Source organism: Flavobacterium sp. 22659 (assembly GCF_052044235.1).
GTDB classification, from domain to species: Bacteria; Bacteroidota; Bacteroidia; order Flavobacteriales; family Flavobacteriaceae; genus Flavobacterium; species Flavobacterium johnsoniae.
The window spans coordinates 68,968-91,513 of record NZ_JBQEMU010000011.1 but is presented as its reverse complement, the minus strand read 5'-3'; the positions used below and the strand labels follow the sequence as shown (position 1 = coordinate 91,513).

At 33.9% G+C, this 22,546-nt stretch carries 19 protein-coding genes and 2 tRNA genes (1 of these 21 cut by a window edge); 8 read left to right on the top strand and 13 right to left on the bottom strand.

Annotation, left to right across the window (positions count from 1 at the left end; genetic code table 11):
- The 3 genes from ACTJIW_RS12855 to mutS all read right to left on the bottom strand — a co-directional run.
- Positions 1–36 (bottom strand) — tRNA-OTHER (locus ACTJIW_RS12855) (it extends 85 nt beyond the left edge of the window).
- A gap of 14 nt (positions 37–50) precedes the next feature.
- Positions 51–123 (bottom strand) — tRNA-Gly (locus ACTJIW_RS12850).
- A gap of 161 nt (positions 124–284) precedes the next feature.
- Positions 285–2,891, bottom strand: a complete 2,607-nt coding sequence (mutS, locus tag ACTJIW_RS12845; RefSeq protein WP_440714457.1) for a DNA mismatch repair protein MutS — start codon at positions 2,889–2,891, stop codon at positions 285–287.
- Positions 2,892–3,050: 159 nt separating this feature from the next.
- On the opposite strand from mutS, the gene ACTJIW_RS12840 reads away from it, so the two are divergent.
- The 3 genes from ACTJIW_RS12840 to ACTJIW_RS12830 all read left to right on the top strand — a co-directional run bounded on the left by ACTJIW_RS12840 (position 3,051) and on the right by ACTJIW_RS12830 (position 6,393).
- Positions 3,051–3,488, top strand: coding sequence for a DUF1573 domain-containing protein (locus tag ACTJIW_RS12840; protein ID WP_012023798.1), 438 nt, complete (start codon positions 3,051–3,053; stop codon positions 3,486–3,488).
- A gap of 74 nt (positions 3,489–3,562) precedes the next feature.
- Positions 3,563–4,099 (top strand): RNA methyltransferase, encoded by a 537-nt coding sequence (locus tag ACTJIW_RS12835; protein WP_440714458.1) that lies wholly within the window; start codon positions 3,563–3,565, stop codon positions 4,097–4,099.
- 113 nt (positions 4,100–4,212) lie between these two features.
- Positions 4,213–6,393: a T9SS type B sorting domain-containing protein gene (locus tag ACTJIW_RS12830; RefSeq protein ID WP_440714459.1), complete on the top strand. Its 2,181-nt coding sequence runs from the start codon at positions 4,213–4,215 to the stop codon at positions 6,391–6,393.
- 61 nt (positions 6,394–6,454) lie between these two features.
- On the opposite strand, the gene folK is transcribed toward ACTJIW_RS12830, so the two are convergent.
- Positions 6,455–7,588 carry a 2-amino-4-hydroxy-6-hydroxymethyldihydropteridine diphosphokinase gene (gene folK, locus ACTJIW_RS12825; protein ID WP_440714460.1) on the bottom strand — a complete coding sequence of 378 codons (1,134 nt, stop codon included), beginning with the start codon at positions 7,586–7,588 and terminating at the stop codon, positions 6,455–6,457.
- A gap of 138 nt (positions 7,589–7,726) precedes the next feature.
- On the opposite strand from folK, the gene sppA reads away from it, so the two are divergent.
- The 3 genes from sppA (at position 7,727) to ACTJIW_RS12810 (ending at position 13,213) form a co-directional block, all read left to right on the top strand.
- Positions 7,727–9,484, top strand: a complete 1,758-nt coding sequence (sppA, locus tag ACTJIW_RS12820) for a signal peptide peptidase SppA (protein WP_440714461.1) — start codon at positions 7,727–7,729, stop codon at positions 9,482–9,484.
- An 11-nt stretch (positions 9,485–9,495) separates the two neighbouring features.
- Positions 9,496–10,443 (top strand): alpha/beta hydrolase, encoded by a 948-nt coding sequence (locus ACTJIW_RS12815; protein ID WP_440714462.1) that lies wholly within the window; start codon positions 9,496–9,498, stop codon positions 10,441–10,443.
- Between the two features lie 166 nt (positions 10,444–10,609).
- Positions 10,610–13,213: an AsmA family protein gene (locus ACTJIW_RS12810; RefSeq protein ID WP_440714463.1), complete on the top strand. Its 2,604-nt coding sequence runs from the start codon at positions 10,610–10,612 to the stop codon at positions 13,211–13,213.
- Positions 13,214–13,268: 55 nt separating this feature from the next.
- On the opposite strand, the gene ACTJIW_RS12805 is transcribed toward ACTJIW_RS12810, so the two are convergent.
- Together ACTJIW_RS12805 and ACTJIW_RS12800 are read right to left on the bottom strand one after the other, a co-directional pair.
- Complete coding sequence (locus tag ACTJIW_RS12805; protein ID WP_440714464.1) at positions 13,269–14,348, bottom strand: glycosyltransferase family 9 protein; 1,080 nt, start codon at positions 14,346–14,348, stop codon at positions 13,269–13,271.
- 246 nt (positions 14,349–14,594) lie between these two features.
- Positions 14,595–15,389: a DUF2797 domain-containing protein gene (locus ACTJIW_RS12800; protein WP_121362255.1), complete on the bottom strand. Its 795-nt coding sequence runs from the start codon at positions 15,387–15,389 to the stop codon at positions 14,595–14,597.
- 246 nt (positions 15,390–15,635) lie between these two features.
- Here ACTJIW_RS12800 and ACTJIW_RS12795 point away from each other — a divergent pair, with 246 nt between their 5' ends.
- Entirely contained in the window at positions 15,636–17,159 is a 1,524-nt protein-coding gene (locus ACTJIW_RS12795) for a GH3 auxin-responsive promoter family protein (RefSeq protein ID WP_012023789.1), read from the top strand.
- Between the two features lie 184 nt (positions 17,160–17,343).
- Here ACTJIW_RS12795 and serB read toward each other — a convergent pair whose 3' ends face one another.
- From serB to ACTJIW_RS12760, 7 genes are all read right to left on the bottom strand, one after another.
- Complete coding sequence (gene serB / locus ACTJIW_RS12790) at positions 17,344–18,576, bottom strand: phosphoserine phosphatase SerB (protein WP_073407851.1); 1,233 nt, start codon at positions 18,574–18,576, stop codon at positions 17,344–17,346.
- A gap of 157 nt (positions 18,577–18,733) precedes the next feature.
- Positions 18,734–19,168, bottom strand: coding sequence for a VOC family protein (locus ACTJIW_RS12785; protein WP_012023787.1), 435 nt, complete (start codon positions 19,166–19,168; stop codon positions 18,734–18,736).
- Between the two features lie 38 nt (positions 19,169–19,206).
- Positions 19,207–19,650: an SRPBCC domain-containing protein gene (locus ACTJIW_RS12780; RefSeq protein ID WP_440714465.1), complete on the bottom strand. Its 444-nt coding sequence runs from the start codon at positions 19,648–19,650 to the stop codon at positions 19,207–19,209.
- 2 nt (positions 19,651–19,652) lie between these two features.
- Entirely contained in the window at positions 19,653–20,060 is a 408-nt protein-coding gene (locus ACTJIW_RS12775) for a VOC family protein (RefSeq protein ID WP_440714466.1), read from the bottom strand.
- Between the two features lie 93 nt (positions 20,061–20,153).
- Positions 20,154–20,558 (bottom strand): SRPBCC family protein, encoded by a 405-nt coding sequence (locus tag ACTJIW_RS12770; RefSeq protein ID WP_012023784.1) that lies wholly within the window; start codon positions 20,556–20,558, stop codon positions 20,154–20,156.
- Positions 20,559–20,576: 18 nt separating this feature from the next.
- Complete coding sequence (locus ACTJIW_RS12765; protein ID WP_073407854.1) at positions 20,577–20,990, bottom strand: SRPBCC family protein; 414 nt, start codon at positions 20,988–20,990, stop codon at positions 20,577–20,579.
- 15 nt (positions 20,991–21,005) lie between these two features.
- Entirely contained in the window at positions 21,006–21,416 is a 411-nt protein-coding gene (locus ACTJIW_RS12760; protein ID WP_440714467.1) for a VOC family protein, read from the bottom strand.
- Positions 21,417–21,559: 143 nt separating this feature from the next.
- Between ACTJIW_RS12760 and ACTJIW_RS12755 the strand changes: the two genes are divergently transcribed.
- Positions 21,560–22,522 (top strand): GlxA family transcriptional regulator, encoded by a 963-nt coding sequence (locus ACTJIW_RS12755; protein WP_012023781.1) that lies wholly within the window; start codon positions 21,560–21,562, stop codon positions 22,520–22,522.
- Positions 22,523–22,546 lie beyond the last annotated feature (24 nt).

Sequence of the window (22,546 nt, the reverse complement as noted above, 5' to 3'; positions counted from 1 at the left end):
TAAGTCCAGCGTGTCTACCAATTTCACCATCCGAGCATTATATGGTCTAGAGCGAAAAACGGGGCTCGAACCCGCGACCTCGACCTTGGCAAGGTCGCGCTCTACCAACTGAGCTATTTTCGCATTTTCAAATTCTGTTTAAGAACTGCAACACTTGATTTGTTTCGTATTGCGAGTGCAAATTTAGGACATTTATTCAATTACACAAGCGTTTTTTGAAAAAAAAGTTTACTTATTTTATAACCTTCTGATAACCTAAACTTTAAAATTGAAAATTTTTAGTTTTATTTTTTAACCAGCATTCGCTTGATCTCATTAAGCTTCATAAGCGCCTCAACCGGCGTAATTGCGTTTATATCCAAACTTAATATTTCTTCTTTTATTTCTTCTAATAAAGGATCATCTAAATTAAAGAAACTCATCTGCATTTCATCATTTGCTGATTTAATTCCGTTTAGAGCATCACTCGAATGATTCTTTTCGAGTTTCTTTAAAAGTTTCTGCGCTTTTGAAATTACAAGCTGCGGCATTCCGGCCATTTTTGCCACGTGAATACCAAAACTATGCGCACTTCCGCCTTTTACAAGCTTTCTAACAAAAAGAACCGTATCTTTTAATTCTTTTACCGCTACATTATAATTTTGAATTCTAGGAAGCGACTCCGTCATTTCATTCAACTCATGATAATGCGTTGCAAACAGAGTTTTAGCTTTTGAAGGATGTTCATGCAGAAATTCTGCAATAGCCCAGGCAATCGAAATTCCATCATATGTACTGGTTCCTCTTCCAATTTCATCTAAAAGAACCAAACTTCGGTCTGAAATATTATTCAAAATCGAAGCCGTTTCGTTCATCTCAACCATAAACGTAGATTCTCCCATCGAAATATTATCAGAAGCTCCTACTCTTGTAAAAATCTTATCTACAATCCCCATTCTAACACTGTCTGCCGGAACAAAACTTCCCATTTGAGCCAAAAGCACAATTAAGGCCGTTTGTCTTAAAATAGCCGACTTACCCGACATGTTAGGCCCGGTAATCATAATAATCTGCTGGGTTTCTCTGTCTAAGAAAACATCGTTTGCAATATAAGGTGTTCCAACCGGCAATTGTTTTTCAATTACAGGGTGTCTTCCATTTTTAATATCCAGTTCAAAAGTATCGTCGATTTCCGGACATACATATTGGTTTTCTACAGCCATTTGTGTAAACGAACACAAACAGTCTAATTGTGCTACCAAATAAGCATTCATTTGAACCGGCTTAATATAAGTCGCAATCCAATTTACCAACTGCTCAAAAAGCTCTGATTCAATTTTATGAATTTTCTCCTCAGCACCCAGAATTTTCGTTTCGTACTCTTTTAATTCTTCAGTAATGTAGCGTTCTGCATTTACTAAAGTCTGTTTACGAATCCATTCTTCCGGAACTTTGTCTTTGTGCGTGTTTCTAACTTCAATATAATACCCAAAGACATTATTGAATGATATTTTTAAAGAAGAAATCCCTGTTCGTTCTGATTCTCTTCTTTCGATTCCTTCTAAAAATTCTTTTCCAGATGTAGAAATTGCTCTTAATTCATCTAGTTCTTCATTAACTCCTGTCGCAATTGCATTTCCTTTTGAAATTGCAACGGGCGCGTCCTGATTTAATGTTGTTTTAATTTTTTCACGCAGCAAATCACACGAGTGCAAACTATCCCCAATAACTTTTACAGCTTCCTGCGGACTTTCGAGCGCTAATGTTTTAATTGGAATAATAGCATCCAGCGATTCTTTTAAATAAACAATTTCTCGCGGAGAAACTTTTCCAGCCGCAATTTTAGAAATCAAACGTTCCAGATCTGAAATCTGTTTAATTTGATATTGAATATTATGGAGAATTTCAGGATTTGATTTCAAATACGAAACCACAGCATGACGTCCTTTAATCTTATTTGTATCTTTTAAAGGTAAAGCCAGCCAGCGTTTCAACAAACGACCTCCCATTGGTGAAAGTGTTTTGTCGATTACATCTAAAAGCGTTACTGCATTTGGATTATAACTGTGATACAATTCTAAGTTTCTAATTGTAAAACGGTCCATCCATACATACGCATCTTCTGCAATACGCTGAATAGCGGTAATATGCTGTACTCTATTATGCTGTGTTTCTGACAAATAATATAAAATTGCTCCAGCAGAAATAATTCCTTCTTTTAATTCTTCAACACCAAAACCTTTTAAAGAATTGGTTTGAAAGTGTTTTGTAAGAGTTTCTAAAGCATAATCTTCTTTATAAATCCAGTCCTCTAAATAAAAGCTGTGAAAATCTTCTCCAAAGGCATCTTTAAATTCGCTTTTGCAGTTTTTAGGGACCAAAACTTCGCTTGGATTAAAATTCTGCAGTAATTTATCGATGTATTCAGCATTTCCCTGCGCTGTTAAAAACTCCCCTGTCGAAACATCTAAAAAGGAAATTCCAATGTTTTTATTAGCAAAACAAACAGAAGCTAAAAAATTGTTTGTTTTAGATTGTAAAACTTCATCGTTTAAAGAAACCCCAGGCGTTACAAGTTCTGTAACTCCTCTTTTTACAATTGTTTTGGTCATTTTTGGATCTTCCAGCTGATCGCAGATCGCTACACGAAGTCCTGCCTTAACCAATTTTGGCAGATATGTATTAATAGAATGGTGTGGAAAACCAGCAAGAGCAGTTTCAGTATCAGACCCTGCACCTCTTTTTGTTAAGGTAATCCCCAAAATTTTAGAAGCCCTGATAGCGTCTTCTCCAAAGGTCTCATAGAAATCTCCTACTCTGAAAAGCAGACATGCATCAGGATATTTTCTCTTGATTTCGTTGTACTGTTTCATCAAAGGCGTTTCTTTCGCCACTTTCTCTTTCGCTGCCAAATTGTAATGTTTTTAAATGAAAAAATAAGACAGCGAATTTATAATATTTTGACGGCATATCGAAGGACTACAAAAATTAAAATATTTTAAGATATTTTTAGGCTCTCATTTCAGAATTTTACATAGCTTTGTTTATCATTTAAAAAAAGACCCTTAAAGATGAAAAAAATAATTTTATTTGCTATGTTAGCTGTAGCTGGTATTACAGCTTCTAATGCACAAACTACTAAAAAAGCAAGCGCTAAAGCTGCTAAAGTTGCTAAAATCGAAGGAGCAGGTATGGCTTTCGAAAGTGAAACTATCGATTACGGAACAATTGCGCACAATGCTGACGGAAAACGTGAATTTGTTTTTGTTAACAACGGAACAAAACCGTTAATCATCACAAACGCTCAAGGATCTTGCGGCTGTACAGTTCCTACATCTCCAAAAGAGCCTATTGCTCCAGGTGCTAAAGGTGTTATTGGTGTAAAATATGCTACTGACAGAGTTGGTGCTTTTACAAAAACAGTAACTATTACTTCTAACGCAGAAGGACAACCAACAAAAGTACTTACAATTAAAGGTACTGTTTTACCAGATCCAGTAAAAAGCTAATCTGAAAAACAATAAAATAATCGAAAAAGCTTCCTTATCTTTGGAAGCTTTTTTTATGACCTGAATTTACAACAATGAGAAAACTTGAGAATAGCGAATTAGAAAGAAAATCTATTGAAGATTTTAAAAAATCAGACAAAACTCCTTTAATATTAGTTTTGGATGACATTCGCAGCTTACATAATATAGGATCTGTTTTTAGAACTTCGGATGCTTTTTTGGTTGAGAAAATAATCTTATGCGGTATTACCGCAACACCGCCAAACAAAGAAATTCACAAAACTGCATTGGGCGCGACCGAAACGGTTGCCTGGGAACATCATGAAAATGTTTTGGAAGTTATTGAAAACCTAAAAAAAGAAAATGTATTAACTCTTGCTATTGAACAAGTTGAAAGCGCAATTTTCCTTCAGGATTTTCAGGTTAAAAAAAACCAGAAATATGCCTTGGTTTTTGGAAATGAAGTTTACGGCGTATCGCAGGAAGCAGTTGCCATTTGCGACGGATGTATCGAAATTCCTCAATTAGGCACAAAACACTCTTTAAATATTGCTGTCAGTGCAGGAATTGTGGTTTGGGATTTATTTCAAAAACTAAACTGGCCAAAATAACACTTTCAAATATTTTTAGTTAAATAATTGTGACTATTAAGCAATTTCAAATCTAAAAATGTTAGAAATTTAAAAATATTTTTTTATCATAGCAAAATTGATACTTTTATAAAATGAAAAGTATCAATTTTTTATTTATAACCGTTTTTTTATTTGCATTTAGCATTCAATCGTATGCAAATGAAAATTTTGTCATTTTATATAAGAGTTCAAATACTTCAAAAGACACTCTAAAATCAAACAAAAAACGAACCGAAAAATTAAGCTATGATGTTGTTCCTCCAATTATAAGAGCAACTGGAGATCAATTATACTGTCCACAAAGCAATATAAATATTGTAACCGACATAACCATTACACATGATCCTGCTGAACCTTCAACTCAGGCTGTTTACATTCAAATTTCATCTGGTTATTCAAGCGGTTTTGATAAATTAGAACTTTTAAATCCTGCTTCTCACCCTTCAATTACAACAAGCTGGGACATTACCGCAGGAAAACTAAAATTATCAAGTCCAACTGGCATTAATGTTTTATACACTGATTTTATTGCCGCAATCAAAGATGTCGTTTTTTCTAATTCTTCAGCAGGAGCTGCAGGAACACGAACTTTTTCAATAACAATTGGTCAGGCCAATTATCTGCCTTCGACACAGCATTACTATTTATTTGTACCGAGTATAGGTATTAGCTGGACAAGCGCTAAGATCGCCGCAGAAGCAAGTACATACTATGGTCTTAAAGGATATTTAGCCACAATACTCTCTGCGGATGAAGCCAAGTTAATTGGTGAACAAGCATCGGGAACGGGATGGATTGGCGGAAGTGACGCTGAAATCGAAGGCGTATGGAAATGGGTTACAGGACCGGAAGCAGGAACTGTTTTCTGGAACGGAACCGCAAGTGGATCAACCCCCAATTTTGCTTTTTGGAATTCAGGAGAACCTAATCAGCTTGGTGATGAAGACTACGCACACATCACGCAGCCGGGAGTTGGCATAAGAGGTTCCTGGAATGATTTATCAAATACCGGAGATACATCAGGAAGCTACCAGCCAAAAGGCTATGTAGTTGAATATGGCGGTATGCCGGGCGAAAGTCCATTAGAAATTGCAGCAAGTACTAAAATAACGATTCCAGCCGCCACACCTGCTCCAAATCTTGATACAGTTTGCGACTCTGGTGTTATAACTCTTAAAGCTTCATCTAATACAGGAACTGTAATTCGCTGGTTCGATGCCCTTGTTGGAGGAAATCTGCTTGCATCTGGCAATACTTATACCACACCGTTCATAAGCTCAACAACCACTTATTATATTGATGCCGGATGCGAATCTAACAGAAAACCTATCATAGCTGTTGTTAACTCTACCCCGCTGCCTCCCACTGCAGGCCAGCCGGTTTATTATAACTGCGGGCCAGGCTCTGCTATTATTAAGGCAAGTTCAAATATTGGAACAATAAATTGGTTTGAAACCGCTGCCGGCGGTACAAGTTTGTTTAACGGAAACAGTTTTATAACACCCGTAATTTCATCTAACACTACCTATTATGCCGAAGCCAATAATGCCGGCTGTATCAATTCTAATCGCACACCTATTCACATTGAAGTTTATACACCGCCGTTTGTCACCAACGAAAATGTAATTTTATGCCAGTCTAAAACAGTAACATTAGATGCAGGAATCAGCGGAATGAGTTATTTATGGTCAAACGGAGCAACAACTCAAACTACAGATATCACAAAAGCCGGAACTTATACTGTTGACGTTACAAGTCCTTCGCCCGAAAATTGCACAAGTCGAAAAACCATCATTGTTGACGAACATTACTTTCCAGAAATTAACAGAATTATTATAAATGGAACACAAGTCGAAATTCAGCTAAAAAAAGAAGAACCTTACTTTGAATATTCTGTAGACGGTATAAATTTTCAGGATTCAAATATTTTTTATGATGTTCTCGGAGGACTTCACACAGCTTATGTTAAAGAAAAAAATGGCTGCGGAGGCATCGGACTGGATTTTGTTGTACTCGTTTTTCCAGCATTTTTTACCCCTAACAACGATAGTTATAATGATTTATGGGAAGTAACAGGGATGGAAAATTATCCTCAGGCGCAGGTAACTATATTTGACCGTTACGGAAAATTAATCGCACAATTAAATGCTTCAAAAATGAGCTGGGACGGCACATTCGAAAAAACACCAATGCCGGCTTCTGACTATTGGTATGCTTTAAAAATAGATGATTCGAAGCCTATTTTGAGAGGACATTTTTCCTTAAAAAGATAAGTTTAAATGAGATAATCTGCCAATTAGAAAATTAAAATAAAATATCTCATTAACACATTTTCTAATTAAGCTTCTTCTGAATTTCGTTTAATACAAAAAGATAATCTTCTTGTTTTTTTACAAAATCGCGATCAGAAACGTCGATAATCAGAACATTTAAATCTTTTTGAGATTTTATATATTCCAAATAACCATTGTTGATTTTATCCAGATATTCGCCTTCGATATTCTGCTCATACGTTCTGCCTCGTTTTTTAATATTTTGAAGCAGTCGATCTGTATTTTGATATAAGTAAATATACAAATCAGGTTTAGGCATTTCCTTGTAAATAATATCGAATAGATTTCGGTACAAACGATATTCATCTTCCTGTAAAGTGATTTTGGCAAAAATCAGTGATTTAAAAATATGATAATCGGCTACAATGAAATCTTTAAACAAATCAAACTGAGCTAAATCATCAGATAACTGCTGATAACGATCGGCTAAAAAAGACATTTCGAGCGGAAATGCGTATCGATTCTGATCTTTGTAAAACTTAGGCAGAAACGGATTATCTGCAAAACGTTCTAAAACTGTTTTTGCATTAAAATCCTCTGCAATTTTGTGAACCAAAGTAGTTTTTCCGGCACCTATATTTCCTTCAAAAGCAATATAATTGAACTTTTGGAGCGGAATTTCATTTAAAGGACATTTCAAATCCTGAACAACAGTGCAAACGCTGTCATCCGGTGAAGCTGAAATTAACTCTGAAATCGTTTTGTGAAACATAGGATGTTTCCAGTCTAACTTTAAATCCTGCATTGGCAGTAAAACAAAATTTCTATTCTGCATCAAAGGATGCGGAATGTGAAGTTTTTCGGTTTCAATAATTTCATCATCAAAAACAATTACATCAACATCAATAATTCGGGATTGATATCCTTCCCGATTCAACCTGATTCGTCCTAACTGTTTTTCGACTTTTAAAACCTGGCTTAGTATTTTTTGTGCCGATGAAGTAGTATGCAAAAGCAAGGCACAATTATAAAAAGCATCACTCTCAAACCCCCAGGCAGGCGTTTCATACAACTTCGAAACCCTGATAACAGTTCCCACTTCCTGATGTATCAAATTGATACAACTTTTGATGTTTTCTAACCTGTTTCCCTGATTGCTGCCTATGGATAAAACGACTTGATGCTGTGATTTCATAATTAATGCAAATTAACTAAAACTATTTTAGAATTAACCAATATATTTGTGAAACGGCACATAGAACCAATTTAAATTTATGTGTAAAAATTGTAACAATTAACCCTTTTACGCTACTTATTTAAAAAATATATACTTATGAAGTTTTTAGGAAATGTACTTGCCACAATTATTGGTATTTTTGTATTTATTATGATCTTCTTTTTTGGAGTAATCCTAATTGGAGCCATCTTTGGCGGAGACGATAAAGTCTCGGTTAAAAATGATTCTGTCATCGAATTAGACTTAAAACAAATTAATAATGATTACGCCGGAAAATACAAAGATCCGTGGGTAACTGTTTTTTCAGATAAAAAAGGAGTTGGCTTAACTGATATAATTAATGCCATCGAAGCGGCAAAAACAGACAGCAACATTAAAGGAATTTCAATCTTAAACGATCAGTCTTCATTAGGACTTGCACAGTACAAAGATTTAAGAAATGCTCTTGAAAGCTTCAAAAAATCAGGAAAATTTGTATGGGCTTACGCCAATACTTATTCACAAAAAGAATACTATTTAAACTCGGTTGCCAATACCATTTATTTGAATCCGGCGGGAGATTTAGATTTTAAAGGACTTTCGTCTGAAGTGATGTTTTTCAAAGATTTTCAAGAAAAATCAGGTATTCACATGGAAGTAATTCGTCACGGAAAATACAAAAGTGCCGTTGAGCCCTTTTTAGAAAACAAAATGAGCGATGCCAACAGAGAACAAGTTACAGCACTTTTAAACTCTATTTGGTCAACAGTTTGCAGCGACATTTCAAAAAGCAGAAATATTCCGGTTGATAAATTAAACGAAATTGCAAACGGTTTATTAGCGAGAACTCCGGAAATGGCAAAAGCACAGCATTTGGTTGACATTGTAGCTTATGAAGATGTTTATCATAATGCCATCAAAAAAGCTTTGAAAGTAAAAGGCGATGACGATTATAACAAAATCTCAATTTTAGATTATACTCAAAATAATATGAACACAGCATTAACCAATATTGCTGATGATCAAATTGCTATTATTTACGCTCAGGGCGAAATTGCCGGCGGTGAAGGTGATGTAAACGTTATTGGCGAAGGTTCAATGCGCCGTTCGCTGCAGGAAGCAAGAAAAAATGAAGATGTAAAAGCTATCGTTTTAAGAATTGACAGCCCGGGCGGAAGCGCTTTAACTTCAGATTTAATCTGGAGAGAAATTGAAATTACCAAAAAAGTAAAACCAGTTGTGGTATCAATGGGAAATTATGCCGCTTCCGGAGGTTATTATATTGCCTGCAATGCTGATAAAATTTTTGCAGAGAGCAACACTATTACAGGTTCTATAGGGGTTTTTGGCGTACTTCCAAACTTTACGCCTCTGGCAAACAAATTAGGAATTAATACAGAACAGGTAAAAACACACGAAAACTCAGCAAACTACAGTCCGTTTGTTCCTGTTGACGAAAAGTTCAAAGCGTTTACACTTGAAGGTGTTGAGCAGATCTACAAGACTTTTGTGACGCATGTTGCCGAAGGCAGAAAAATGACTTTTGCACAAGTAGATTCTATTGCACAAGGAAGAGTTTGGTCTGGAACAGAAGCTGTAAAAATTGGATTAGTAGATAAAATAGGCGGTTTAAATGATGCAATTGCCGAGGCTGCTAAAATTGCAAAAATTAAAGATTACAGCACACAGAATTATCCTGAGTATGAAAAAAAATTCAGCGATTTAATGGCTAATCTTCCTTTTGCTCAATCTAAAGAAGCTTTTATTAAAGAAGAAATCGGCGAAGAAAATTATTTACTTATTGAACAAGTAAAAAGATTTCAAAAACAAAAAGGAGTTCAGGCAATGATGCCTTTCGGAATAAACATTAAATAATTCCAATTAAAATGAAAAAGATATTTCTGTTTACTGCTTTTCTGTTTTTGACCATTTTAAATGCCCAAAACACAAAACAAGATACTTTTAAAGAAACAAATGTTACTTTAAAAATCAACATCGATCAGCTTTACGGCACACTTACCGTTCCAGACGATGTAAATAAATGTCCGGTTGCCTTAATAATTGCAGGTTCCGGGCCAACAGACAGAAACGGAAATAACCCGATGATGAAAAACAATTCCTTAAAAATGCTGGCCGAAGCGCTGGCTAAAAACGGAATTGCTTCTTTGAGATTTGACAAAAGAGGAATCGGCGAAAGCAAAGCATCGGCAGTAACAGAATCGAGTCTGGTTTTTGAAAATTACACCGAAGATGCCAAAAGCTGGATTAATTTTTTGAAACAAGATAAACGTTTTACACAGCTAACGGTTATTGGCCACAGCGAAGGTTCTTTAATTGGAATGATTGCAGGCGCAAAAGCAAATAAATTTATTTCGATTGCCGGAGCCGGAGAATCTGCTGATAAACTTTTAAAATCACAGATTTCTTCTAAATCGAACAAACAAGTTGAAGACATGACGTTTCCTATTATTGACAGCCTGAAGGCCGGAAACAAAGTAAACAAAGTCGATCCGCTTTTAAATTCACTTTTCAGAGCGAGTATTCAGCCGTATTTAATTTCGTGGTTTAAATACGATCCGCAAATTGAAATTAAAAAACTGACTGTTCCGGTTTTAATAATTCAGGGAAATAATGATTTACAGGTTTCGGTTAAAGACGCCGAAAATCTATCTCAGGCCAATAAAAATGCTGAATTGATTATTATTGATAAAATGAACCATGTTTTAAAAATTATTGACGGTGATAAACAGGCTAATATGGCCAGTTATAATAATGAAAACCTTCCTGTTTCAGAAACAATGGTAAACAAGATTGTTTCATTTATAAAGAAATAGTTACAACAAAAAATACTCTAAATCCGTTTGAAATATATCAAACGGATTTTTTATTTTAATTATATTATTTTTCTTACATTATTAAGAAAAATTTATCTCTGTAGTTCAATAAAAAAACTATTTTTGCAAGAGTCAATTTTCAAAATTAAACCTCAAATCTATAAATATGTTAAAGAAAATTTTAAAAGTAACCGCCATTGTCCTTGTGGTTTTTGTGGCCGCATTATTTGCCATTCCGTTCTTGTTTAAAGATCAAATTAAGGCGAAAATTGCCGATGCTATCAACGAAAGTGTTGACGCTAAAGTCAGCTTTGCTGATGCTGATTTAAGTTTATTTAAAAACTTTCCAAATGCAGCAGTAGGAATCGAGAAATTAGTAATTATCAACAAAGCACCTTTTGAAGGTGATACTTTGGTTTCATTAGGAGAATTGAATCTTAAAATGAGCATCAAAGAGCTTTTTAAAGGAAAAGATGAGCCTTTAAATATTCAGGGAATTACTTCTGAAAATGGTTTAATCAACATTATCTTTAATAAAGACGGCGTTGGAAATTTTGATATTGCCTTAAAAGATAAAAAAGAAGATGACAAAAAGGACGACAAAAGCAGTCCGCTTTCTTTAAAAATCCAAAACTACAAAATTGAGAACTTTACTTTTAGATATATCGATCAGGGTTCAAAAATTAAAATGGTTATTGATAGTTTAAATCACGAAGGAACTGGAGATTTTACCAATTCAAAATTAGATTTAGATACAAAAACTACAGCTAACGTATCATTAGATATGGATAAAGTTAATTATATGAAAAATATAAAATTGACTTTAGACGCGATTTTAGGAATTGATTTAGACCAAAGTAAATATACTTTTAAAGAAAATAAAGCTTTAATTAATCAATTGCCGTTAGAATTTGACGGATTTATTCAAATGGTTAAAGAAGGTCAGATTTATGACTTGAAATTTAAAACGCCGACTTCGTCGTTTACCAATTTCTTAGGATTAATTCCTTCGGCTTATGCTTCAAGTCTTGACGGTGTTAAAACAACCGGAGAATTTACTGTTGTAGGTTTTGCAAAAGGAAAACTAACAGACACTACAGTTCCTGCATTTAACATTGCCATTGCTTCAAACAATGCTTCATTCCAATATCCGAACTTACCAAAATCAGTTCAGAATATTGTAATTGATACTAAAATTATCAACGAAACCGGAATTCTGAACGACACTTATGTAAATTTAGACAAGCTGTCTTTTAAAATTGATCAGGATGTTTTCAGCGCTAAAGCAAATGTTAGAAACATTACAGTTAACCCGCTTGTAGATGCTGCGTTAAAAGGAACGATTAACTTAGCAAATCTTTCTAAAGCATATCCAATTAAAATGGATAAACCATTAGCTGGTATTTTAAAAGCTGATGTTACAACTAATTTTGATATGGCTTCTGTTGAAAAAAGCCAGTATCAAAACATCAAAAATGCCGGAACTATGAGTTTGTCAGGATTTAAATATACTGATGAAAACAATAAATCTATGAATATCAGCACGGCTTTAGTTGAGTTTAACCCAAGCACAATTAACCTGAAACAATTTAATGCTACAACTGGGAAAAGTGATATTGCTATAAACGGAGTTTTAGAAAATTTCTATGGTTTTATGTTTAAAAAACAAGAATTGAAAGGAAACTTCAATATGAGTTCTAATCAATTGGCTGTTGATGATTTTATGACTTCTGGAGAACCGGCAAAAACAGAAGAAAAAACACCTGCAAAACCAGCTGAGGCAATGAAAATTCCAGCTTTCTTAAACTGTACTTTAAATGCAAAAGCAACAACTGTTTTATATGACAACCTGAAACTTAAAGATGTTTCTGGAAAATTGATTATTAAAGATGAAAAAGCATTGCTAGAAAACTTTAAAACTTCAATCTTTGGCGGAACAATTGGTTTAACGGGCGCTGTTTCGACTAAATCAAAAGTGCCTACATTTGATATGAATTTAGGTTTCAATCAGGTTGATATCGCGCAAACATTTACGCAATTGGACATGATGAAAAAGATTGCACCAATTGCCGGAATTATCAATGGTAAATTAAATTCGACTATTAAATTAAACGGAAATTTAGATGCAAAAGAGTTAACTCCTGATTTAAAATCAATTTCTGGAGATTTATTAGGCCAATTGCTTTCTACAACTGTTAATCCTAAAAATTCTACAGTATTAAATTCTTTAACTTCAAACATCAAATTCCTTGATGCAAGCAAACTGAATTTAAATGATTTAAAAATGGCTCTGACTTTTGATGACGGAAAAGTAAATGTAAAACCTTTCGACATTAAATACCAAGACATTAAAGTAACGGTTGGCGGAACTCATGGTTTTGACCAAACGATGAACTATAACTTAAAACTAGATGTTCCTGCTAAATATTTAGGAAGCGAGGCAAATGCTCTTATAGCAAAAATGTCTCCTGCAGATGCGGCAAAACTGGAAAACATTCCAATTAATGCTATTATTGGAGGAAACTTTTCAAATCCAAAGATTACGACAGATATGAAAAGTGCAGTTACAAGTTTAGCTTCGCAAGTGGCAAATCAGCAGAAAGAAAAACTGACTCAAAAAGGAGCAGCAGCTTTAACTGATTTGATAAACAAAAACACAAAAGCGAAAGATACAACGCAGGCAGCAAAAACTGAAAAAGAACAAAAAGCTCAGGAAACTACTAAAAAAGCAACTGATTTAATAAACGGACTTTTCAAGAAGAAAAACTAATTATAAAAAAGGCCAATCGTAATGATTGGCCTTTTTTTATAGTGCTTCTTTATTTTTATACTGCTCTAGGATATACTCTTAATTTTCCGTTTTCTAAAATTGAATTAATAATTTTGAAATATTCCGGCTGTAAGCATTCTTTTGTATCTATTCCTACGCTTCCGCTGTCATAAGGTTCATATTTTTTTAATTCTGAAACAGAGAACAAACCAATCGTAGGCGTTTGAACAGAACTCGCCAGGTGCATAATACCACTGTCTGCACCAATAAACAAATCTACATTTGCCAGCACTGACCCCATTTCACGAATATCTTTACTGTAATATGTTGGAGCCTGAAATCCAATTTGAGAAACATTCTCAATTGGTAATATTTCGATGATATTATAATTTTTATATTCGGCTTTTAGTTTAGAATAAAAACTCTCCCACCATTCTTCAGAAAAACATTTTGCTCCGGTAGCATAAGTAAACAAACAAATTGTTCGTTTAGAAGGATCAATTATGTGATCTAAAATTTTCTTTCCGTTAGCAATTTCTGCAACATTAAGTTTAAGATCTAAAGATTCTATTATCTTATTTCTTTTTGGAAGTCCAAGTTTGGTTAAATAAGTACGAAAGTTATAAACTGGATATTTAGCTATATGGTCATAATCATTTTTAGGTTCTGATAATTCACCATCAAGATCTCCGTAAAATTTATATCTTGCTCTTGAGAATTTTACAGCTAATCTTCCAGAAGAAGAATTTTGGTCGACATTTATTGCCATGTCGTAAGGCTCACTTGTAATCGAAATCCAAACCTTAATATATTCGATTAAATTTTTAAAAGGTTTTTTAGGCAGATGGATTGTTTTATTAACGACTGGATAATTTTCGAAAATAATTGGCGCTAATCCACCTTTTACAAATAAATCAATTTTACAATTTGGAAACATTTCCTCTACTTCCTGAACGAGCGGTGTAATTAATAAAAGATTACCAAGTCTTCCGTTGGGTCTGCAGATTAAAACTCGTTTTATTTCGGTTTTATCAACCAAAATAATATTTCTTTCTGTTTTGGGTTTTCCAATATTCTTAGTCAGGCCACGCATTAAGCCCCGCCTAAAATGATTTATTTTACCTGAAACACTCATCTATACAATAATTAAGGATTAAAGAATTTGGTCTTATCAAAAAAAGCCTAGATAGACAATTTCAAATCTAGGCTGTTTTAATTTTTAAAATTAATTTCTTTGAATAAGTAATTATTATATAATTGTTATCAAATCTTTCAAAATTCACACACTTATTCATAGAAATTCTAAAAATACGATGATTTCGATAAATATTAAAAACGAATATACTAATACTAATTATAGATAGACAAACGACGGATAATACTAGACGTTTATATTGACAACATAACCTTCGGAACCTCGGATATTAAAAACAGTTCCGTTTTCAAAAATTAAATACTGACCTTTAATTCCAACTAATTTTCCTTGAAACGAAGGGGTTTTATCTAAATTTAAACTTGCAATTTTAGCAGGATAATTTAAAACCGGGTAATTTAATTCGTATACATCGTTTTTCTGAGCATAAAAAAACTCTTTTACTTCTGCCGGAATTAAGTTTTCTACTTTCGATTTTTCAAAGATCAAATCACATCCTTCTGTATTACACTGCAGCATTTTTCTCCAGTTTGTTTTATCGGCATAATGATTTTTCAGTGCTACCTCTGTAATTCCTGCTAAATAACGATTCGGCACCTCAACAACAGCAATAGCCTGTGTTGCTCCCTGATCAATCCATCTTGTTGGAACCTGGCTCTTACGCGTAACTCCAACTTTTACTTCGCTCGACAAAGCCAGATAAACAACATGAGGCTGTAACTGTGCTTTTTGTTCGTATTCCAGATCTCGATCTGCAATTCCTAAATGTGCTGTACTTAACTCAGGTCTCATAATCCAATCGCCTACAGCGGGACTTGAATAAAAACAATCATAACAAAAGCCTTGTCTGAATATTTTTTTCTTTTTATGACAATTTAAACATTCGAAACCAGCAAAATTAATCTCAATTTCTTTATCTAATAATTGATTAACATTGAGAAAACTATCCTCGAAAACTAAATAATACTGAATTGGGTTTCCGAGTTCAGTCTGCATTTTGGTAAGTACGCCTTGATATGTCATTAGGTTTAAATTGTAGATTTTAGATGTTCGGTTTTAGATTTACTGCTGAAGATTTTAATTCTATTTATTTTTGATAAATCATTTTTTGGATTAAAATCTTAGTGCAATTGAAGCGGTTTTTATTACAAAAAACACTATTTTTGATACAACAGCAAAGTTAATATTTGTATTGCGATATTCAAATTTTAAGTTTCCTGATTTTGCCTGCAACGGCAAAAACTAACATCTAAAACAATACCATAGTCCATGCCTTTATCTATAATAAACTCTTTTGCTTCATGGGTCCTAAAACAAAGAATCCATCAAATTGAACTTTTTTTAAAGTATCCTAATGAAGTTCAGGAAGAACTATTGCATAATTTATTATTGGCATCTGAAAATACGGTTATTGGAAAAAAATATGACTTTGAATCGATAAATTCTTATCAAACTTTTGCAGAAAGAGTTCCAATTGCAAGTTACGAAGAATTACAGCCTTTGATCGAGCGTACGCGTCAGGGTGAACAAGGTGTTTTTTGGGAATCACCAATTAAATGGTTTGCAAAATCGAGCGGTACTACAAATGCCAAAAGTAAATTTATTCCGGTAAGCAACGAAGCGCTTGAAGATTGTCATTATAAAGGAAGCAAGGATTTACTTTGTTTGTATTTGAATAACAATGAAGATTCTGAGTTATTTCTTGGAAAGAGCTTACGCCTGGGCGGAAGTTCTCAAATTTATGAAAACAACAATACTTTCTTTGGTGATTTATCGGCGATTTTGATTGAAAACATGCCAATTTGGGCTGAATTCAGCAGTACGCCAAGCAGTAAAACTTCGTTAATGAGCGAATGGGAAACCAAAATTGCCGCAATTATTAACGAAACCAAAAATGAAAATGTAACCAGTTTTGCAGGAGTGCCTTCCTGGATGCTGGTTTTAATGAATAAGGTTCTTGAAAACACAGGAAAACAAAGTTTATTAGAACTTTGGCCGAATCTAGAAGTGTATTTTCACGGAGGTGTGAGTTTCTCTCCATACAAAGAACAATACAAGAAGATTTTACCAAGCAAGGATTTTAGATATTACGAAATTTATAATGCCTCTGAAGGCTTTTTTGCGATTCAGGATTTAAACAATTCAAGTGATTTATTGTTAATGCTGGATTACGGAATTTTCTATGAATTTATTCCAATGGATACTTTTGGAACTCCAGATCAAAAAGTAATTCGTTTAGCCGATGTTGAATTGAATAAAAACTACGCCATTGTTATTACCACAAATTCTGGTTTATGGCGTTATTTAATTGGCGATACGGTTCGTTTTACGTCCTTGAATCCATACAGAATTAGAGTTACCGGAAGAACCAAACATCATATAAATGTTTTTGGCGAAGAATTAATGGTCGAAAACACAGATCAGGCCATTGCCAAAGCCTGCCAGATTACCCAAACTGAAGTTATTGATTACACGGTTGCTCCAATTTTTATGCAGGACAAAGAAAAAGGTGCTCACGAATGGATGATAGAATTCAAGAAAAAACCGGCTGATGTTGGTCTTTTCCAAAAAGTTCTGGATGAAACCCTTCAAACCTTAAATTCTGATTATGAAGCGAAACGCTACAACAATATGACTTTAAATCCTTTGGTTATTAATGTAGCGCGCGAAAACTTATTCTATGATTGGCTGAAAGAAAGAGACAAACTAGGCGGACAGCATAAAATTCCGAGACTTTCAAATCAGAGGGATTATTTGGAGCAGTTGAAGGAGATGTCTGCTGTTAAAAGTTAGACAAAAATCTAATTAAGATTTTTCAATAGCCCTGGCTTCAGCCAGGGGTTTATAATATCTGCTTAAGGCTTTAGCCGAATTTATGCGGCGTGATTTGGCTAAAGCCTTAGCCTTGCCAGCTCGTATACCTCCAGCTAAAGCAGGAGGCAATTGATTTATTAAAAATTCTATTGTAGCATTTGGGTTACATCATATCGATATATCTGTCGTGATATCCTAAAAGATATAAAACACCGTCAAGTCCTAAACTAGAGATTGAAGTTGAAGCACTTTCTTTAACTTTTGGTTTAGCATGGAAAGCAATTCCTAAACCAGCTAGGTTTAGCATTGGTAAATCGTTTGCACCATCTCCAACTGCGATAGTCTGGTTGATGTGGATTCCTTCTTTTTCAGCAATGGCTTTTAAAAATTCGGCTTTCTTTTGTCCGTCTACGATATCGCCCAGATACTTACCTGTTAATTTACCGTCTTTAATTTCTAATTGATTAGCGTGAACATAATCGATTCCTAATTCTTTTTGAAGGTATTCCCCAAAATAGGTAAATCCTCCTGAAAGAATTGCAGTTTTATATCCGTAGTATTTCAAGGCTTTCATTAAACGATGTGCACCTTGTGTTATTGGTAAATTAACCGCAACATTTTGCAGCACTTCTTCGCTTAAACCTTCTAACAAAGCCATACGTTTTTTAAAGCTTTCGTTAAAATCAATTTCACCATTCATAGCCGATTCTGTTATCGCACGAACCTGATCGCCTACTCCATTTAATTCTGCCAATTCGTCGATAACTTCAGTTTGGATTAAAGTTGAATCCATGTCGAAGCAGACCAAACGGCGGTTTCTTCTATAAATGTTATCTTCCTGAAAAGAAATATCAACATTTAAAGTTCTTGAAATCTCCATAAAACTTGCCGTCATGACAATTTTATTTACAATTTCGCCTGTTACTGATAACTGGATACAAGAACGTGGATATTCTTCTTTTTCGACAATTGAAGTTCTTCCGGTTAAACGTATAATGGAGTCGATATTTAGATTTTGATCTGACATTATTTTCGTAACAGCTGCCAATTGTGACGCTGCAAGCTTTTCACCTAAAATATTGATGATGTAGCGCTGCTTAGACTGTGATTTTACCCACTTTTCGTAATCTTCTATAGAAATTGGAATAAACTTAACTTTAATTTCCAGTTCATAGGCTTTAAATAATAAGTCTTTTAAAACCGGCGCAGACGAAGAACCTGCAGCAATTTCGAATAAGATACCTAAAGAAAGTGTGTCATGAATATCGGCTTGGCCAATATCTAAAATATTAGCATCGTAAGCTGCCAATACAGCTGTTAAACCTGCCGTAACCCCTATTTTATCGTGTCCAGAAACTTTTAATAAAATAATTTCTTTATTTTCCTCTGCTGCCATTTTATCTTATTGATTTGAAAGCGACAAAAATCGGCAATCTCTTGGTGATAAAAAAGAATAATCCTTGTTTTTTTTGCAAAGAAAAAGCGCATATTCATGCGCTTTTTTAAGTAATTTAACAATTATGCTCTTCTATTATAATAACATAACTTTTTTATTATTTGTTTGGTTGGTTCTCATCGAAGTTTACCATCCAGTTTACTCCAAATTTGTCTTTGAACATTCCAAAATAAGCACCCCAAAAAGTTTTATTCATAGGCATTTCTACTTTTCCTCCAGCAGAAAGTCCGTTGAAAATTCTGTCAGCTTCATCTGTACTTTCTGTATTAATCGAAATGGAAAAATTATCTCCAAAACCAACATCTCCATATCTTGGATGACTGTCACTTCCCATTAAAATGGTATTGCCAATTGGAAGTGAAACGTGCATAATTCGGTTTAAAGCTTCTTCTGAAAGCTTTTCTCCTTCTTCTGCGGGTGCATCTTTATATTTTCCGATATAAGGAAATTCTCCGCCAAAAACTGATTTGTAAAACAGAAACGCTTCTTCGCAGGTTCCGTTAAACATTAAATAAGGATTAATTGCTGCCATGCTATTTTTTTTAATTGTTAATTGTAAATTATAAATTGTTACTTTTTTTCTTCTGATAATTGTTTTACAACTTCCAGACCTTTAGGAAAAACATCTTTGAAATAATCAACAAATTTTTCGACAGAATCAGTGCGAGCAATCAAATCTGTATATTCGCCATCTGGAATTAATTTGTAGGTTTCCATTGCGCCGCTCCATTTTTTTGTTTCTTCATCAAGAGGCAGTTCTTTAAAATCTTTTATTTCACCTATATGCTTAAAAGCCATATATTCGTTTGGAGTTTTTGTTTCAATTATACTATACATTCCTTCTCCGTTTGGTGACATAAAATGTATTTTATCTCCTTCGTTCCAGCTGCTTATGGTATGAGATCCTTCGCAAAAAACACTTGTCCATTTTTTATACGTTTCATCATCCCATAAAACTTCCCATATTTTTTGAGCGGGAGCTTTAATTCTAATTTTAAATTCTAAAGTTTCCATAATTAAGACAGTTTAGAAAAATCCATAAATAAAACATTCCAACGATGACCATCTAAATCTGCAAAACCAAAACCGTACATCCAGCCTTGGCTTTCTGCTGGCTCAGCAAAAACATTTCCACCGGCTTCATGAACTTTTTTTGCCAGTTCGTCTACTTCTTCCCTGCTTTCGGCATCAATAGAAATCAATACCTCTGAACTTAATTTTGTATCCGTAACATCGTTTTGAGAAAAACCTGAAAAAAGAATTTCTTCAAAGAGCATTACTACAAAATGATTTTCGCCAACTACCATGCAGGTCGAGCTTGGCGTATCGTGTTGTTCATTAAACGAGAAACCAATTTTCCAGAAAAAATCTTTTGCTTTTGCCACATTTTTTACGGGCAGATTTAACCAAATTTGTTTTGTCATTGTTTTTTTGTTTTTTGTTAGATAATTATTGTTTTTAAAGCATATAGTGAGGTAAGTTTATTAAAATTAGGGTACTGCTTTCTTGGGTTGAAACTAATTGTTTTCGACGTAACTTTTAAAGTTATCCAGAATTGCCTGCCAGCCTCCACGCTGCATTTCTTCGGGATTTTGAGTTTCCGGGTCGAAGCTTTCTGTAACTTCTACCCCTTCTAAAGTTTCTTTGAAATTAATTTCTACTTTTCTTCCATCAGCCATAACATATTTTATGGTTTTGTTTGGCTCAACAAAAGTATATTCGCCTTCAAAGTCAAAGCTCATACTTCCGTCTTTAGCTGCCATAGTCGATTTGAATTTTCCGCCTTGTTTTATATCATTTTCGGCATAAGGCGTATGCCAGTCTGGAGAAGCAAAACTCCATTTTGTAATATGTTCAGGTAAGGTCCAAAAATCCCAAACTTTGTTTATTGATGCATTGATTGTATTTTGTACTGTTATCATTATCTATTATTTTTAAAATTACACTTCTTTATTATTTTCAACATATTTTTTAAAGTTATCAATCACAGCCTGGCACCAATTTTTCTGCATGCTTTCAGAATCATTTTTTGTGGGCTCAAATACTTCTGTAATTTTTACTTTGTCTCCGTAATTTTCAAAAAGAACACTTCCGGTTCTGTCGTCCAAAAGCTTATATTCAATTAATTTAAATTTTTCAACTTTGGTATATTCACCTTCAAAATCGAAGCTTTCGCTTTTATCTTTTGCTGCCATTTTATATTTAAACCTGCCGTTTACCTGTAAATCATTTTCTGCATGAGGCGTATGCCATTCATCAAAAGGAGAATTCCAGTTTTGTATATGCTCCGGAAGAATCCAGAAATTCCATACTTTATCTATAGGTGCATCAATTGTATTTTGAACTGTAATCATTTTTATTTTTTTTAATTACATCTGTTCCGGAATCTGAGTTTCATCCATATAAAAAACTTCCCAATGATGTCCGTCTAAATCCAGAAAAGTTCTTTGGTACATCCATCCATAATCTTGTTCTCTTTTATAATCAGTTCCGCCTGCTTTAACTGCTTTTTTTATCATTTCATTTACTTGTTCTCTTGAATCTAAAGAAATAGAAATAAGGGCTTCACTGGTTGTATGAGAATCACAGATTTTCTTATCTGTAAAAGTCTGATAAAACTCTTCTGCCAAAATCATTAGATTAATATTCTCTCCAATAATTATACAAGCTCCTTTTTCATTTGTAAATTTTGGGTTCGTAGGAAATCCTAATTCATTAAAAAATTTTATTGACCTATTTAGCTCTTTTACAGCTAGATTTAAATACATTTTCGTTTCCATAATATATAAAGTTACAATTTATTTAAAACAAATTTAGAATTTTAAAACGGCCTTTAGGATACAATAAAAGTCAACTTTAGGGGCATTTAAGACAAAATACTTACATTTGTCTACCAATTAATTTTCCTAAAAACCACAAAATCATGAGCAAGAAAGTAGGTTTAATCGTTCCTCACGATTATAAATTATTAAGTATAGCTGCCATTTTAGAAGTTTTTGAAACGGCAAACAAACTAACAAAAGAAACCGAAAAGCCTTTCGAGATTATGATTTTTCAATCGGCTGAGCAAATAAATCAGGAACGTTTATTTGGGTATGAAATCAATTCTATCGAGACATCAAAAAATTTAGATTTAATTCTGATTCCGGCTTTCACGACCGATAATATGAGCGAAATGATTGCCAAGAATAAAAAATTTATTCCGTGGCTGCAAAAACAGCATGAGTCTGGAGCCGAGCTGGCGAGTTTTTGCACGGGCGCATTTTTATTTGCTGCTTCAGGATTATTAAATGAAAAACTGGCAACAACACATGTCGACGCCTGTAGTGCTTTTACAAAAGCTTTCCCGATGGTGAAACTAAAACCGGAAGAAACTTTAACAGCAGACGGAAGTCTGTATACCAGCGGAGGCTCAACCTCAACTTTTCATTTACTGATTCTTTTGGTTCAAAAATATTGCGGGAATGAAATTGCAGTACAAATTGCAAAAATTTTCTCTATTGACTTAAATCGTTACAAACAAAGTTATTTCAGCACTTTCAGACCCAATCATTTACACAATGATACTTTGGTTGCCATGTTACAGCAAAAAATTGAAAGCCAGTACCACAGCATTGAAAAACTGGAAGAAATTACGAAAGATATTCCAACCAGCGCCCGAAATATGACACGTCGTTTTAAACAAGTAACGGGAATTCCGCCAATTGAATATCTGCAGAATATTAGAGTAGAAAGTTCAAAAAAATATCTGGAACAAACACAGCTTTCGATTTCAGAAATCATTGAAAAAACCGGTTACAATGATCCTAAAGCATTTAGGAAAGTTTTTTATAAAATGGTGGGTATGAAACCTATTGAGTATAGAGAGAAATTCAGGGTTCAATAGTTTTTTTAAGCAGTCATTTTTATT

Coding starts and splice junctions, on each gene's coding strand:
- serB (WP_073407851.1), bottom strand. CDS start 18,576: ATGGCAGCAGAGGAAAATAAAGAAATTATTTTATTAAAAGTTTCTGGA.
- ACTJIW_RS12830 (WP_440714459.1), top strand. CDS start 4,213: ATGAAAAGTATCAATTTTTTATTTATAACCGTTTTTTTATTTGCATTT.
- sppA (WP_440714461.1), top strand. CDS start 7,727: ATGAAGTTTTTAGGAAATGTACTTGCCACAATTATTGGTATTTTTGTA.
- ACTJIW_RS12780 (WP_440714465.1), bottom strand. CDS start 19,650: ATGGAAACTTTAGAATTTAAAATTAGAATTAAAGCTCCCGCTCAAAAA.
- ACTJIW_RS12840 (WP_012023798.1), top strand. CDS start 3,051: ATGAAAAAAATAATTTTATTTGCTATGTTAGCTGTAGCTGGTATTACA.
- ACTJIW_RS12775 (WP_440714466.1), bottom strand. CDS start 20,060: ATGACAAAACAAATTTGGTTAAATCTGCCCGTAAAAAATGTGGCAAAA.
- ACTJIW_RS12765 (WP_073407854.1), bottom strand. CDS start 20,990: ATGATTACAGTTCAAAATACAATTGATGCACCTATAGATAAAGTATGG.
- ACTJIW_RS12785 (WP_012023787.1), bottom strand. CDS start 19,168: ATGGCAGCAATTAATCCTTATTTAATGTTTAACGGAACCTGCGAAGAA.
- ACTJIW_RS12835 (WP_440714458.1), top strand. CDS start 3,563: ATGAGAAAACTTGAGAATAGCGAATTAGAAAGAAAATCTATTGAAGAT.
- ACTJIW_RS12810 (WP_440714463.1), top strand. CDS start 10,610: ATGTTAAAGAAAATTTTAAAAGTAACCGCCATTGTCCTTGTGGTTTTT.
- folK (WP_440714460.1), bottom strand. CDS start 7,588: ATGAAATCACAGCATCAAGTCGTTTTATCCATAGGCAGCAATCAGGGA.
- ACTJIW_RS12800 (WP_121362255.1), bottom strand. CDS start 15,389: ATGACATATCAAGGCGTACTTACCAAAATGCAGACTGAACTCGGAAAC.
- ACTJIW_RS12805 (WP_440714464.1), bottom strand. CDS start 14,348: ATGAGTGTTTCAGGTAAAATAAATCATTTTAGGCGGGGCTTAATGCGT.
- ACTJIW_RS12770 (WP_012023784.1), bottom strand. CDS start 20,558: ATGATAACAGTACAAAATACAATCAATGCATCAATAAACAAAGTTTGG.
- ACTJIW_RS12755 (WP_012023781.1), top strand. CDS start 21,560: ATGAGCAAGAAAGTAGGTTTAATCGTTCCTCACGATTATAAATTATTA.
- ACTJIW_RS12760 (WP_440714467.1), bottom strand. CDS start 21,416: ATGGAAACGAAAATGTATTTAAATCTAGCTGTAAAAGAGCTAAATAGG.
- ACTJIW_RS12815 (WP_440714462.1), top strand. CDS start 9,496: ATGAAAAAGATATTTCTGTTTACTGCTTTTCTGTTTTTGACCATTTTA.
- ACTJIW_RS12795 (WP_012023789.1), top strand. CDS start 15,636: ATGCCTTTATCTATAATAAACTCTTTTGCTTCATGGGTCCTAAAACAA.